Origin of the sequence: Streptomyces sp. NPDC057854, from assembly GCF_042797055.1 — a bacterium.
GTDB lineage: Bacteria > Actinomycetota > Actinomycetes > Streptomycetales > Streptomycetaceae > Streptomyces.
The window spans coordinates 239994-253662 of record NZ_JBHVMF010000004.1 but is presented as its reverse complement, the minus strand read 5'-3'; the positions used below and the strand labels follow the sequence as shown (position 1 = coordinate 253662).

Below are 13669 nucleotides of genomic sequence, written 5' to 3'. Positions count from 1 at the left end.
CCGGCCGGGCTGGACAATGAACGGGTGAACGAGCAGATCCCCGTCCTGCGCGAGGTGGACCACGGCACCGCGCGCCTCATGCCCGACGTGGACCGGGAGCGGGCCTGGCTCCTCACGGTCGACGGCGCGCCGCAGTCGTACGTCGACCTCGACGCCCCCGGCCACCTGGAGTTCGAGTACGCCCGCAGGCTCGGGCACGTCGTCGACGGCGCCGCCGCCGCGGGCGCGCCGCTCGACGTGCTCCACCTCGGCGGCGGCGGCCTCTCACTGCCCCGGTACGTCGCCGCCACCCGCCCCGGCTCGCGCCAGGACGTCGTCGAGGCGGACGGCGGACTCGTCGCCCTGGTCGCCGAGCACCTGCCGCTGCCCGAGGGCTCCGGCGTCACCGTGCACACCGCCGACGCGCGCGCCTGGCTGGAGGCGGCACCCGCCGCCTCCGCCGACCTGATCGTCGGCGACGTCTTCGGCGGCTCGCGCGTCCCGGCGCACCTCACCTCGCTCGCGTACGCCCGCGAGCTCCGGCGCGTGCTGCGCCCGGGCGGCATCTACGCGGCCAACCTCGCCGACGGGGCGCCGTTCGCCTTCCTCCGGGGCCAGCTCGCCACCTTCGCGGCGGTCTTCCCCGAACGGGCGCTGATCGCCGAGCCGGCGGTGCTGCGCGGCCGGCGCTTCGGGAACGCGATCCTGGTCGCCTCCGACGCGACCCTCGACGTCCCCGGCCTCACCCGGCGGACCGCCGGGGACGCCTTCCCGGCGCGCGTGGAGCACGGGGAGGCGCTCCGCCGGTTCACCGGGGACACCGCCCCGGTCGACGACGCCGGGGCGGTCGGGTCACCCGTTCCGCCCGAGGGCGCCTTCGGCATCGGCTGAGGCGCGCGGCCCGGGCGGCGCCCCGCCCGCGTCGTCCGCCGGCGTGCCGGTCCCGGGGGCGGCGTCGCCCTTCGCCGCCGTGAGGCCGTGCGGCCGCCGCGTCATGTTGCGTACGTCGGGGACGAGCAGGACGAGCGCGGTGACGAGGGTCATCAGCGCGGCCGCGCCCCACAGCGACTCGGTCCGGCCGAACGCGGTCTCGGCCGGACCGGCGAGCGCCGTCGACAGCGGCAGCAGCGCGGTCGAGCCGAACCAGTCGTAGGCGGAGACCCGGGACAGCTTCTCCTCCGGGATCTCCTGGTGCATCGTCGTCATCCAGGAGACGCCGAAGATCTCCATCGCCACACCGCTGGCGAACATCACCGCGGTGAGCCCCAGCGGATGCAGCGGGACGGCCAGCGCCGCCGACGGCAGGGCGATCGGGAAGACGCCGAGCGTGCCGACGAGGAGCATCCGCCGCGGCTTCCACCGCGTCATCAGGATCGCGCCGGCGACCGTGCCCACGCCGTAGCCGGCCAGCGCGATGCCCCACGGGGTGGCGCCGCCGAGCTCGTCCCGGGCGACCAGCGGCCCGTACACCGACTCGACCGCGCCGATCAGCGCGACCACGACCGAGAACTGGGCGACGATCGACCAGAGCCACGGGCGGCCGATGAACTCCTGCCAGCCCTCGCGCAGATCGGCGAAGAGGCCGCCGCCGGGCTTGCGCTCCGGGATGCCGCTGACGTCGAGGAACGCCCGCAGCGCGCCCGCCACGGCGAACGCGGCGGCGTCGACGGCGAGGACCCAGCCCGGCCCGACGAAGGCGACGAGCGCGCCGCCGAGCGCGGCGCCGCCGATGCCCGCGCCGTGCATCGCCATCCGGTAGAAGGCGAAGGCGCGGCTCGCCTGCTCGCCCGTGACGGTGGACATGAGCATGCCCTCGGCCGCGGGGTTGAAGAACGCCTGCCCGGTGCCGCAGAGCGCGGTGAGCACCATCATGTGCCAGATCTCGGCGGTGCCGGAGAGCACCAGGACGGCGAAGATGGCCTGCGAGACGAAGTTGAGCGCGTTGGCCGCGACCATCACCCGGTGCCGGGGTATGCGGTCGGCCACCGCGCCGCCGATGAGCAGGAAGAGCACGAGCGGCAGGAAGCGGGCCATCGCGACGATGCCCACGTCGCCCGCGTCGCCGCCGGACTCGAAGACGGCCCAGGTGGTGGCGATCAGGGCGCCGTGGGCACCGAGGCTGGTCACGATGGTGGCGGCGGTGAGCAGCACGTAGTTGCGCCCGGCCCATTCGGGCCGGCGGGTGCCGCGGGGGGAGGCGGGGCTTTTCGTCACTCCCGGACTATCCCCGCCGCCTCCCGTTCCTGCCAAACCGAATTCCCGTCAGGTCTTCGGGGTGAGCCGGACCGTGGAGAGGATCTTCTTGATCGTCGCGTCGGGCAGCTCGTCCTTCACGCCGTCGGCCGCGTAGAGCACGAAGCTGGAGAAGTCGTTCTCGGCGTTGAGGAAGCTGAAGGCGACCGACTTGCCGTCGGTGTCGCACTTGTTGCGCTTCTTCACGTTCCCGACGGTGGCGGTGGACATGCTGCCCTTGAGGCCGGACGCGGTGGTGAACGGCACGGCCTTCGTCACCTTGACCGTCTTCTCGGGCATGTGCTGGGCGAACGCGGCCCACACCCAGATGCCGGCCTGGCCCTGCGCGGCGCTCGCGGTGTCCTTGGCGCCCTGGTTGCCCTTGGTGCCCGCCGCGGCGAGGCCGGTGTCCTCGGGGCTGCCGTTCTTGTCCGAGTCGACGGAGCACCACTTGCTCTTGAGGTCGGCCGGGGCAGACATGACGACGATGGGGCTGCCGTCGCCCTTCTTGGCGTCCTCGAAGCCCACGCGCATGCTCGGCTTGCCGACCTCCCACTCCGGCGGGACGTCGAACAGCGTGCCGTACGTCGGGTTGTGGACGACCTTCCAGCCCGGGATCGTGGGCTGGTACGTCGTGCCGTCGCGCGGGTTGTCGAGCTCGGGGGTGGCGCCGCCGGTCGGCTCGGACGCGCCGGTGGAGGGCGTGGCGGTGCCGGTGGGCGGGGCCGAGGCGGTGGCCGGCGGCTTGTCGGCGACGTTCTCGCCGCCGTCGTCCTTCAGGACGAGGAAGGCGGTGACGCCCGCGGCGACGACCACGGCGGTCGCGGCGGCGATCGCGATGAGCGTCGTCCGCCCGCCGCGGCCCCCGCCGCCCGGGCCCTGCGGCGGGACGGAGCCGGGCACCTGGTACTGCGGCACGGTCGGCTGCTGGTACGGGTTGGGCTGCGGGTATCCCGGCTGCGCCTGGCCCTGCGGGTAGCCCGGCTGGACCGGCTGCTGCCAGCCGCCCTGCTGCGGGTACCCGGGCTGGGTCGGCTGCTGGTACGGGTTCGGCTGCTGGTACCCCGGCTGCTGGTACGGGTTCTGGTTCTGGTCCTGCGGGTTCTGCTCGCCCCCGGGCGGCTGCTGTCCTGGCCACATGGGCCGTAACGATAGAGGGGCGGCGGCGGGGCGGCCATGCCCGGGCCCCTCGGACGGGGGAGCCGGCCGGCCCCGGGATGGCGGGACGGTGTCCGGGCGGCGGCGCGACCGAGGCGCCGGCAGCGGCGTGACCGAGACATCGGCAGAGGCATGGCCAAGACATCTACTCGTGGGTAACATCACGGTCCATGAGCGCAGACCAGATGTCCGTCGGCGACATGCTCGCCGCCACGGTCCCCATGGCCGGAACCCTCAACCTGGAGTTCCTGGAGACCACCGCCGAGCGCGCCGTCGTGCGCCTGCCCGACCAGCCCGCGTACCACAACCACGTCGGCGGCCCGCACGCCGGCGCCATGTTCACCCTCGCCGAGTCCGCCAGCGGCGCCATCGTGCTCGCGGCCTTCGGCGACCAGCTCGGCCGGGCCGTGCCCCTCGCCGTCAACGCCGAGATCGCGTACAAGAAGCTCGCCATGGGTGTCGTCACCGCGACCGCCACCCTCGGCCGTCCGGTCGCCGACGTCGTCGCCGAGCTCGACGCCGGGCAGCGCCCCGAGTTCCCGGTCCGCATCGACATCACCCGCGAGGACGGCGCCGTCACCGGCGAGATGACCGTCCTGTGGACCCTGCGGCCCAACGCTCCGGCCAAGTAGGCCGAGCGGGCCGAGCGGCGGGCGCGGGATCCGTGCCCGCCGCCAGGCCCGCGCCGCCGTGGGGGAGGGTTCTCGTCCCAGGGGTGCTATCCGGCCAAAGTATTGACGTGTACCTGACAATCCACGGAGCCCGTGGGACCTTTCATGGCGCGCACATCCCACAAGGAAGCGGCCAGAAGGAGCGACATGCGGCAGATATCGGCACTCACCTGTGTCACCGCCCTGATCATCGCGGCCACCGCCGGAGCGGCCACGGCGGCGCACGCCTCCGGACCCGCGGCGACCCAGCAGGTCGACGGCGTGATCGTGGTCTCGGGCAGCACCTGCACCTGGACCGGCGCCCGGACCAGCGCGAACCCGCCCGCCTCGCTGACCATCGACCGCAGCAGCATCAACGCCCCCGGCGGCAACCTGAGCTGCAGCGGAGGCATCACCGCCGTCCTCAACAACAACCCCACCGTCACCTTCGACGACGCGGCCGGCCTGGCCAGGGCCGACGTCATCGACATCACCGGCACGCAGTACGGCATCTCCTGCCGCTACAAGGCGAGCAACGTGCTGCTCAACCGGGACGGCACCACCCGCCGGTACGTGAACCAGGCGTTCACCGCCACGAAGACCTCCGGCGGCTTCCTCTGCCCGGGATCGGTCACCACCGCCGCCGGCGACGCCTCCCTGCTCTTCCGCTGACGGACGGCCGGCGCGCGACGCCCGCGCCCCCGACCCCCGCCCTTCGGGTGGGGGTCGGACGCGTCCCGGGGCGGCGGCGCGGCGGCGGGGGAGGCGTCCGACACACTGCGCACGGGGGCCGGACCGGCGCCGTGCCGTGCCGTCCGGCCGCGGCCCCCGCACCGGGCCGCCGCGGCAGGCGGCCGTCCGTCCGCGCCCAGGAGCCGCCGCGTGTCCGACGAGACGACGCCCCCCGACCAGCCCGCCACCCCCGGACCCGAAGCCGCCCCGGGCGAAACCCGGCGGGGCCACGCGCGCGTGCGCGCCCGCGTCCGTCTCTCCCGCCGGGCGCTGCTCCTCGCCCTCGCCGGCGCAGGCGCCGTCGCCGGCACCCCGACGCTCGCCCGCGCCGCCGCGTCCCCCGGCCGCGCCGCCCCCGCCACGCGCACCGGCCCGCCCGCGACCCGCGTCGACGACCTCCTCGCCCGCCTCACCCTCGACGAGAAGATCTCCCTTCTGCACGGCGCCCCCGACCCCGCGAGCCTCGGCCAGGCCGGCCACGTGCCCGGCGTGCCCCGGCTCGGCATCCCGCCGCTGCGCCTCGCCGACGGACCCGCCGGCATCCGCGTCGCCCGCACCGCCACCGCGCTGCCCGCGCCGGTGATGCTCGCCGCCGCCTTCGACCCCGGCCTCGCCCGCGCGTACGGGCGCGTGCTCGGCCGCGAGGGCCGCGCCCTCGGCCAGGACGTGCTGCTCGCGCCCATGGTCAACCTCATCCGCACCCCGTACGCCGGCCGCAACTTCGAAACCTTCTCCGAGGACCCGCTCCTCTCCGCCGACCTCGTCGCCGAACTCGTCCGCGGCGTCCAGGCCGAGGGGCTCGTCGCCACCGTCAAGCACTTCGCCCTCAACAACCAGGAACGCGACCGCGACTCCGTCGACGTCCGCGCCGACGCCCGCACCGCCCACGAGACCGAACTGCGCGGCTTCGAGGCCGCCGTGAAGGCCGGCGCCGGCGCCGTCATGGCCGCGTACAACAAGGTCGACGGCGTCCACGCCGCCGAGAGCCCCGCCCTCCTCACCACCGTCCTGCGCGACCGCTGGGGCTTCGACGGCTGGGTCATGAGCGACTGGGACGCCGTCCACACCACCGCCGGCGCGCTCACCGCGGGCCTCGACATGGAGATGCCGGGCGGCGCCCGGTACGGCGCCCCGCTCCGCGACGCCGTCCGCGCGGGCCGGATCCCCGAGGCCGCTGTCGACCGGGCCGTTCGCCGGATCCTCGCCGTACGCGACCGGCTCGGGCTGCTCGACGCGCCCCCGGCACCCCGCCCGGCGCGCGACGCCGCCTCCGGGGCGCGGCTCGCGCTGCGCGTCGCCACCGCCGGAGCCACCCTGCTCCGCAACGAACGCGCCGCCCTGCCGCTCACCGGCGCCGCCGCCCGCTCGCTCGCGGTCATCGGCCCCACCGCCGCCGTCCCCTTCGTCAGCGGCGGCGGCAGCGCGCACGTCGTCCCCGACGCCGCCGCCCGCCCCCTCGACACGATCCGCGCCCGCGCCGGGGCCGGCGCCACCGTCACGTACGCCACCGGCGAGGACCTGTTCGGCCGCCCCCTGCCCGCCCTCACGCCCGCGCTCGACCTCGACGCGGTCGGGGTCGCGGCCGGAGCCGAGTGGAGCCGTACCGCCACGCTCACCGTCACCGAGGCCGACGAGTGGACCTTCCTCGTCCACTACAGCGGCACCCGCCCCACCGTCACCCTGGACGGCACCGAACTCTTCCCCGTCCGCCAGGGCGTCGCCGAGTATTTCGCCGGCGGCCTCCTGGCCGCCGCCCCCGACGGCCTCGCCGTCCGCCGCGCCACCCTGCGCCTCGCCGCCGGACCGCACACCCTCTCCGTCACCGCGCGCGGCGGCACGGACGGGCAGCTGTTCCGCCTCCGCGCCGTCACCGGCGCCCGGCGGCGCGCCGATCTCGACGAAGCCGTCCGCCACGCGCGCGTGGCGCACGCCGCCGTCGTGTTCGCGTACGAGGACGCCACCGAGGGCCAGGACCGCACGAGCCTCGCCCTCCCCGGTCACCAGCAGGCACTCATCGAGGCGGTGACCGCGGTCAACCCGCGCACGACCGTCGTCCTCAACACGTCGTCCGCCGTCACCATGCCCTGGCTGGACCGGACCGCCGCCGTCCTCCAGATGTACTACCCCGGCCAGGAGGGGGCGGCGGCGACCACCGCCGTGCTCTTCGGCGACGCCGACCCCGGAGGCCGCCTCACCCAGACGTTCCCCGCCGCCGAGGACCGCCACCCGACCGCCGGCGACCCGCGCCGCTACCCGGGACGCGACGGGATCGAGGAGTACTCCGAAGGCGTCCACATCGGCCACCGCTGGTACGAGAAGGAGGGCGTCGCCCCGCTCTTCCCCTTCGGCCACGGCCTGTCGTACACCACCTTCGCCTACACGGACCTCACCGCCGCGCCCGTGGCCGGCGGCACCGGGGGCGTCGACGTCACCTTCACCGTCCGCAACACCGGCCGCCGCGCCGGCGTGGACGTCCCCCAGGTGTACCTCGGCCCCGCGCCCGGCCTCGCCGCGCGCGGCGTCGACCAGCCCGTCTCCGTCCTCGCCGGCTACCGGCGCGTCGAACTCGCCGCCGGCGAACGGCGCCGCGTCACCGTCCACCTCACCGCCCGCACCCTCTCCTCCTGGGACCCCGCCCGCGACGGCTTCGTCCTCGGAACCGGCCGCCGTGACCTGCGCGTCGGCCGCTCGGCGGCGGATCCCGGGCTGCGCACCACGGTCGAGGTCCGGCAGGTCTGAGCGGGTAGGCTGCCCCGGCGTGCCCGACGCGGGGCACGCCACCGCAGCGGCCCGCGACCGGGGCCGCGCAGGCACCACGGGAGGACCGCGTTGCACGTCCAGGAGTGGCTGGAGACGATTCCGCCCGTCGCCGTCTACGCACTGGTGGGGGTGGTGATCGGGCTGGAGAGCCTCGGCATCCCGCTCCCCGGCGAGATCGTCCTCGTCAGCTCGGCGCTGCTGGCCTCGCAGCACGGCGACATCAACCCGTACGTGCTCGGCGGCTGTGCGACCGCCGGTGCGATCATCGGCGACTCCATCGGGTACGCCATCGGCCGCAAGGGCGGCCGGCCGCTGCTCGCCTGGCTGGGCGGCAAGTTCCCCAAGCACTTCGGCGAGGCGAACATCGCCCTCGCCGAACGCTCCTTCCAGAAGTGGGGCATGTGGGCGGTCTTCTTCGGCCGCTTCGTCGCCCTGCTGCGGATCTTCGCCGGCCCCCTCGCGGGCGTGCTGCAGATGCCGTACTGGAAGTTCCTCGTCGCCAATGTCTTCGGCGGCATCCTGTGGGCGGGCGGCACCACCGCCGTCATCTACTCCGTCGGCGTCGTCGCCGAGGCGTGGCTGAAGCGCTTCTCCTGGCTGGGCCTGGTGCTCGCGGTCCTCGTCGGCGTCACCTCGATGCTCGTCATCAAGAACCGCGCCAAGAAGGCCGCGGCGCAGGCGTCCAAGCAGGCGTCGGCGCAGGCGTCCGAGCGGCCGGTCGAGGCGCCGCGGCAGCCGGAACCCGTCGCCGCGGACTGAGGCGGGACGCGTTTTTCGGGAGGGGGGAGGGCGGTGCCGGGATCTGTCCCGGCACCGCCCTCCGACGCGTACGCGACCGGCCGTCAGCTCTCGTACGCCTCCGCGTGCTGCTTCGCCAGGTGGAGGTACATCTCGGCGTTCAGGCGGATGCCCGCCTGCTCCTCCTCCGTCAGCGGGCGGCGGACCTTCGCGGGGACGCCCGCGACGAGCGAGCCGGGCGGGACCTCCATGCCCTGCGGCACCAGCGCCTGCGCGGCCACGAGCGAGCCGGCGCCGATCCGGGCCCCGTTGAGCACCGTCGCGCCCATGCCGATGAGCACGTCGTCCTCGACGACGCAGCCGTGCACGGTCGCGTTGTGGCCGATGGTCACCCGGTCGCCGATGGAGACGGGGAAGCCGGGGTCGACGTGGACGGTGCAGTTGTCCTGGACGTTGGAGTCCTCGCCGACGGTGATGGGACCGCAGTCGGCGCGCAGCACCGCGTGGTACCAGACACCGGTCCGCGCCCCGAGCGTCACCTCGCCGAGCACGACCGAGGTGGGGGCCGTGAACGCGGTCGGGTCGACGACCGGCTCCTTGCCGCCGACGGCCTGGATCAACGCCTCTGCCATGGGGGTCACTCCTGGGTTCTCTCCGGCCCGTGCGGCCGTGGTGGTGTCGCGCCTTCCGGTTGCTCCCGCACCCTATGCCCGCGCCCATGACGGACATCACAGGGGACCGCGCCGGTCCGGCCCGACCCCGCCGACTACGGTGTCGGGGTGCCCAGAAACGGAAACACGTTCTCATCCCTCGCCGCCTGGCGGCGCCGGGTCGTCGCGCACGCACTCCAGGGCGGCCTGCGCTGGGCGCAGCAGGCCGGCGCGGTGACCGCGGAGCACCCGGGGAAGCTGCGCTTCCGGCGGCTGGGCGCGGGCACCCGGCTGGCGTTCCCGCAGGGGACGGTGTTCGGCGAGCGGTGGATCGAGATCGGCGAGTGCTGCATCATCGCCGAGCAGGTCACCCTGACCGCCGGCATGCTGCCGGGGCTCGACCTCGGCACGGAGACGGTCCTCACCCTGGGCGACGGCGTCGTGCTCGGCCGGGGCAGCCACGTCATCGCGGACACGACGATCACCATCGGCTCGGACACCTACTGCGGGCCGTACGTCTACATCACCTCGACCAACCACAGCTACGACGACCCGCACGAGCCCATCGGCCGTCAGTGGCCCCGCTCCGCACCGGTCTCGATCGGCCCCGGCTGCTGGCTGGGCACGGGGGCGGTGATCCTGCCGGGCGCGCGGATCGGCCGCAACGTGGTGGTGGCCGCCGGCGCGGTGGTGCGCGGGGAGGTGCCGGACCACGCGGTGGTCGCGGGCGCCCCGGCCAGGGTCGTACGGCGCTGGGATCCGGTGGACGGCTGGCAGCCGCCGCTCCGCACCCCGGCCCCGCGGCCGATCCCTCAGGACGTCACGCCCGAGCAGCTGGCGGCGCTGGCTGCGTGGGAGGTCCAGCGGGCGGAGGCCGCGGAGGCCGGCGGCGCGGCGCGGGCGGACGGGGTCGCCGGGGCGCCGGCCTCCTGAGCTGCTGAGGCGCGGCGCGTGCTCCTGAGGCGCGGCGCGAGTTCGCGAGGCGCGGCGCGGGCTTCCGAGGCGGGGCGCGCCCGGCCGCCTCAGCCGCCCGCGATGAGCACCGTGCCGACGAGCGCCAGGCCGGCGCCCGCCGCCTGGACGGCGCGGAGGCGTTCGCGCAGGACGCCGAAGGCGGCGAGCGCCGTCACCACCGGGTAGAGGCTCGCGAGGACGGCGGCCACGAGGACGGGCCCGCGCTGCGCGGCCAGCGCGTACGTGCCGTTCGCGGCGACGTCGGCGAGGCCCACGAACGCGAGCGCCGGCAGCGCGCCGCGGATCACCCGGAACCCGTCGGCGGGCAGCGCGCGGGCGCCGCGCCGCACGGAGAGCCACAGGGCCGCGCCGCCGACCGCCACATTGGTCACGCGCTGCACGAACAGCGCCAGAAACAGGCCGGTCAGCGTGGTCGACGCCTCCGCGATCAGCGCCATGACGGCGCCGAACCCGAACGCGGCGAAGAGCGTGAGCAGGACCGCCTGCCGCCGCACCGGCGCGCCGCGCAGCTCGGGGCCGCCCGCGAGGACGATGCCCACGACCGCCGCGGCGATGCCGCCGACCTGGAACAGCCCCGGCCGGTCGCCGAGCAGCAGCCCCACCGTCACGGGGACGACCACGCCGAGCGAGCCGAGCGGCGAGACGACGCCCATCGGGCCGAGCGCGAGCGCCTTGTAGAAGGCGAGCATGGCGGCCGGCCCGACGACGCCCGCCGCGACCGCGAACCACAGCTCGGGCCCGGCCTCGGTCCACGCCGCCGTGGCGACGACGACCGTGCCCAGGACGGCGACCGCGAGGCACTGCGAGACCACGACGACGGTGAGGGCGGGGATGCGGCGGGTGAGCAGCCCGCCCCCGAAGTCGGCGAACCCCCACAGCAGGGCGGTGGCCAGGGCGAACACGGCGGTCATGGGGTTCCTCGGGGGCGGGTACGGGGCTGGGCGGCACAGTACAGTGCAGTGCACAGTCGGGCGCACGTCACCGTAGTGCAGTCTGTTGAACCGTGTCATCGAGGATATTGGACGGAACGTGTCGGACCTCGACCAGCTGACCCAGTCGCTCGCCCGCAACCTGAAGCGCTGGCGCAACGAACGGGGCTTCACCCTGGACGCGCTCGCCGCCCGTTCCGGGGTCAGCCGCGGCATGATCATCCAGATCGAGCAGGCGCGGACGAACCCGAGCGTCGGCACCACCGTCAAGCTGGCCGACGCCCTCGGCGTCTCCATCACCACCCTCCTCGACCACGAGCAGGGCCCCCACGTCCGGCTGGTCCCGCCGGAGCAGGCCGTCCGCATGTGGTCCACCCCGGCCGGCAGCCACACCACGCTGCTCGTCGGCACCGAGGCCCGCGGCCCGCTCGAACTCTGGTCCTGGTCCCTGCAGCCGGGCGAGGGCAGCGCCTCCGACCCGCACCCGCAGGGCACCACCGAGCTGCTGCACGTCGTCGCCGGCGTGCTCACCCTGGTCGTCGACGGCGTCGCGCACACCGTCCCCGCCGGCACCTCCGCCGTCTTCGAGGCCGCGGCCCCGCACACGTACCGCAACGACGGCGAGGAGACGGTCGAGATGACCATGGCCGTCTCGATCCCGCCTGCGCGCTGAGACACCCGCGCGATCCCGCCGGCGCGCTGAGACACCCGCGTGGTCCCGCCGGCGCGCCGAGACATCCGCTCGATCCGCCCGCCTGCGAAGGCATGTGCCCGATCCGCCCGCCCGCTGAGACGCACGGCCGAGCGGCGGGCCGCAGCGGCTAGCGTGACGGACATGCGCGCACCCATCGGAGACTTCGACGACGCCCTGCCCGCCCCCGACTGCCTGGACCTGCTCACCCCGCCCGTCGCCGCGGCGGTCCGCGGCTGGAGCGGCCCGGTCCCCGCCGACCAGGTCCTGTACGTCGACACCGACCCCGCCATCGCCGACACCGCCGTCTTCGTCGAGCACCACGGCCCCGCGCTCCTCGACCAGTCCGCCAACTGCGTCGTCGTCGCCGGGAAGCGCGGCGAGACGACGACCCTCGCCGCGTGCGTGGTGAAGTCCGCGACCCGCGTGGACGTCAACGGCGTCGTACGCAGACACCTCGGCGCCCGCAAGGTGCGCTTCGCGCCGATGGACACCGCGACCGGCGACAGCGGCATGGAGTACGGCGGCATCACCCCGATCGGCCTCCCCGCCGACTGGCCGCTCCTCGTGGACGCCGCCGTCGTGGACACCCCGTGGGTCCTGGTCGGCAGCGGACGCCGCCGCGGCAAGATCATCCTCCCGGGCAAGGCATTCGCCCAGCTCCCGAACGCCGTCGTCCTGGAGGGGCTGGGCGTGCCCGCCGCCTGACAGCGCGCCGTACGACCGCCGTCGGACAGGAGGGGTCAGCCCAGGCGCGGGATCTCGATCGCGGGGCAGCGGTCCATCACCATGTCGAGCCCGGCGTCCGTCGTGCGGGCGTACGCCGCCTCGTCGACGACGCCGAGCTGGAACCACACCGCCTTCGCGCCGATCTCCCGCGCCTCGTCGGCGACCGCGCCGGCGAGGTCGCTGTTGACGAAGACGTCCACGACGTCGACCGGGAAGGGGATGTCGGCGAGGGAGGCGTAGCCCGGCTCGCCGTGGACCGTCTCCGCCTTCGGATGGACCGGAACGATCCGCTTGCCGAAGCGCTGGAGGACGGCGGCCACCCCGTAGGCGGCGCGCTCCCGGTTGGACGACAGGCCCACGATCGCCCACGTGTCACCCGTGCCCGTCAGGATCCGGCGTACGGTCTCCTCCTCGGAACGCTCCGTCGCCTCGCCGGTCGTGGTGTCGACGCTCATCCTTGGTTCCTTCTTTCCGTCCGTCTGCCGCCCCGGCGGGGCTTCTGCCGTCTGGGGAACCCGCCGGGGCGGCAGATCCTTCCCGCCCGCCTGGACGCAGGATCGTTCCCGCCGGCGGGGCACTGCCCGGCGAAGGCGCCGCTCCCGGCACGTAGGCTGGCGGAATGCAGGAGCAGTACCGCACGCCGGCCCGCGAGGGCGTCCACGAGACCGAGATCAACCGCTCGCGCTTCCTCTGCGCGATCGCACCGGTCGCCGACGAACAGGAGGCGCAGGAGTTCGTGGCGCGGATCCGCCGCGAGCACCCGACGGCCACGCACAACTGCTTCGCGTACGTCCTCGGCGCCGACGCCTCCGTCCAGAAGGCGAGCGACGACGGCGAACCCGGCGGCACCGCCGGCGTCCCCATGCTCCAGATGCTGCTCCGCCGCGAGATGCGGTACGTCGCCGCCGTCGTCACCCGCTACTACGGAGGCGCGAAACTGGGCGCGGGCGGCCTGATCCGCGCGTACGGCGGCGTCGTCGGCGAAGCCCTCGACGAACTCGGCACCGTCACCCGCCGGCGCTACCGCCTCGCCACCGTGACCGTCGACCACCAGCGGGCCGGAAAGCTGGAGAACGACCTGCGCTCGACCGGCCGCGCCGTGCGCGACGTGCGGTACGCCGACGCCGTCACCCTGGAGATCGGCCTCCCCGACGCCGACGTGCCCGCCTTCCGCGCATGGCTCGCCGACGCCACCGCCGGCACCGCCACCATGGAACTCGGCGGCGAGGCGTACGGCGACGCCTGACCCTCCCGCCGGACCGGCGGCCGTATCCCCCCCATGTGGCCCCGCCCACACCCTCCGCCGGGTTAGCGTGGTGCCCGCACATGTGGCGGGCGCACACGTGCGGCGCACACACGGCACAGACGCCGACGGCAGCAGCCACATCAGCGGTAACAGGCGACAACAGCGGCAACAGCAGCAACAGCGGTAACAGCGACATCAGG

The 13669-nt window shown here is 75.0% G+C and carries 14 protein-coding genes; 9 read left to right on the top strand and 5 right to left on the bottom strand.

Annotation, left to right across the window (positions count from 1 at the left end):
- Positions 1 to 24 precede the first annotated feature (24 nt).
- Positions 25 to 870 (top strand): fused MFS/spermidine synthase, encoded by an 846-nt coding sequence (locus tag ACFVQZ_RS09125; protein WP_030492345.1) that lies wholly within the window; start codon positions 25 to 27, stop codon positions 868 to 870.
- On the opposite strand, the gene ACFVQZ_RS09120 is transcribed toward ACFVQZ_RS09125, so the two are convergent.
- Together ACFVQZ_RS09120 and ACFVQZ_RS09115 are read right to left on the bottom strand one after the other, a co-directional pair.
- A complete protein-coding gene (locus tag ACFVQZ_RS09120) occupies positions 832 to 2193 on the bottom strand; it encodes an MFS transporter (RefSeq protein ID WP_383620724.1) in 1362 nt (453 codons plus the stop codon). The two genes, ACFVQZ_RS09125 and ACFVQZ_RS09120, sit on opposite strands and share 39 nt — an antisense overlap.
- 48 nt (positions 2194 to 2241) lie before the next feature.
- Complete coding sequence (locus tag ACFVQZ_RS09115) at positions 2242 to 3351, bottom strand: hypothetical protein (RefSeq protein ID WP_383620722.1); 1110 nt, start codon at positions 3349 to 3351, stop codon at positions 2242 to 2244.
- A gap of 188 nt (positions 3352 to 3539) precedes the next feature.
- On the opposite strand from ACFVQZ_RS09115, the gene ACFVQZ_RS09110 reads away from it, so the two are divergent.
- From ACFVQZ_RS09110 to ACFVQZ_RS09095, 4 genes are all read left to right on the top strand, one after another.
- Positions 3540 to 4001: a DUF4442 domain-containing protein gene (locus tag ACFVQZ_RS09110; protein ID WP_036413373.1), complete on the top strand. Its 462-nt coding sequence runs from the start codon at positions 3540 to 3542 to the stop codon at positions 3999 to 4001.
- Positions 4002 to 4187: 186 nt separating this feature from the next.
- Positions 4188 to 4691, top strand: coding sequence for a hypothetical protein (locus ACFVQZ_RS09105; protein ID WP_030492341.1), 504 nt, complete (start codon positions 4188 to 4190; stop codon positions 4689 to 4691).
- 210 nt (positions 4692 to 4901) lie between these two features.
- The gene (locus ACFVQZ_RS09100; protein WP_383620720.1) at positions 4902 to 7490 is read left to right on the top strand and encodes a beta-glucosidase; all 2589 of its coding nucleotides are present in this window, start codon (positions 4902 to 4904) and stop codon (positions 7488 to 7490) included.
- A 90-nt stretch (positions 7491 to 7580) separates the two neighbouring features.
- A complete protein-coding gene (locus tag ACFVQZ_RS09095; protein WP_383620718.1) occupies positions 7581 to 8270 on the top strand; it encodes a DedA family protein in 690 nt (229 codons plus the stop codon).
- A gap of 83 nt (positions 8271 to 8353) precedes the next feature.
- Here the strand turns inward: ACFVQZ_RS09095 and ACFVQZ_RS09090 are convergent, their stop codons facing one another.
- Entirely contained in the window at positions 8354 to 8881 is a 528-nt protein-coding gene (locus ACFVQZ_RS09090; protein ID WP_030492338.1) for a gamma carbonic anhydrase family protein, read from the bottom strand.
- A gap of 147 nt (positions 8882 to 9028) precedes the next feature.
- Here ACFVQZ_RS09090 and ACFVQZ_RS09085 point away from each other — a divergent pair, with 147 nt between their 5' ends.
- Entirely contained in the window at positions 9029 to 9832 is an 804-nt protein-coding gene (locus ACFVQZ_RS09085; protein WP_081958848.1) for an acyltransferase, read from the top strand.
- A gap of 89 nt (positions 9833 to 9921) precedes the next feature.
- Here ACFVQZ_RS09085 and ACFVQZ_RS09080 read toward each other — a convergent pair whose 3' ends face one another.
- The gene (locus tag ACFVQZ_RS09080; protein WP_030492336.1) at positions 9922 to 10785 is read right to left on the bottom strand and encodes a DMT family transporter; all 864 of its coding nucleotides are present in this window, start codon (positions 10783 to 10785) and stop codon (positions 9922 to 9924) included.
- Between the two features lie 118 nt (positions 10786 to 10903).
- Here ACFVQZ_RS09080 and ACFVQZ_RS09075 point away from each other — a divergent pair, with 118 nt between their 5' ends.
- Positions 10904 to 11476, top strand: a complete 573-nt coding sequence (locus tag ACFVQZ_RS09075; RefSeq protein WP_030492335.1) for a helix-turn-helix domain-containing protein — start codon at positions 10904 to 10906, stop codon at positions 11474 to 11476.
- A 162-nt stretch (positions 11477 to 11638) separates the two neighbouring features.
- A complete protein-coding gene (locus ACFVQZ_RS09070; protein WP_030492334.1) occupies positions 11639 to 12202 on the top strand; it encodes a YbaK/EbsC family protein in 564 nt (187 codons plus the stop codon).
- A gap of 35 nt (positions 12203 to 12237) precedes the next feature.
- On the opposite strand, the gene ACFVQZ_RS09065 is transcribed toward ACFVQZ_RS09070, so the two are convergent.
- Positions 12238 to 12678, bottom strand: a complete 441-nt coding sequence (locus ACFVQZ_RS09065) for a CoA-binding protein (protein WP_051787331.1) — start codon at positions 12676 to 12678, stop codon at positions 12238 to 12240.
- Between the two features lie 164 nt (positions 12679 to 12842).
- Here ACFVQZ_RS09065 and ACFVQZ_RS09060 point away from each other — a divergent pair, with 164 nt between their 5' ends.
- Entirely contained in the window at positions 12843 to 13469 is a 627-nt protein-coding gene (locus ACFVQZ_RS09060; protein ID WP_383620714.1) for a YigZ family protein, read from the top strand.
- Positions 13470 to 13669: the final 200 nt, after the last annotated feature.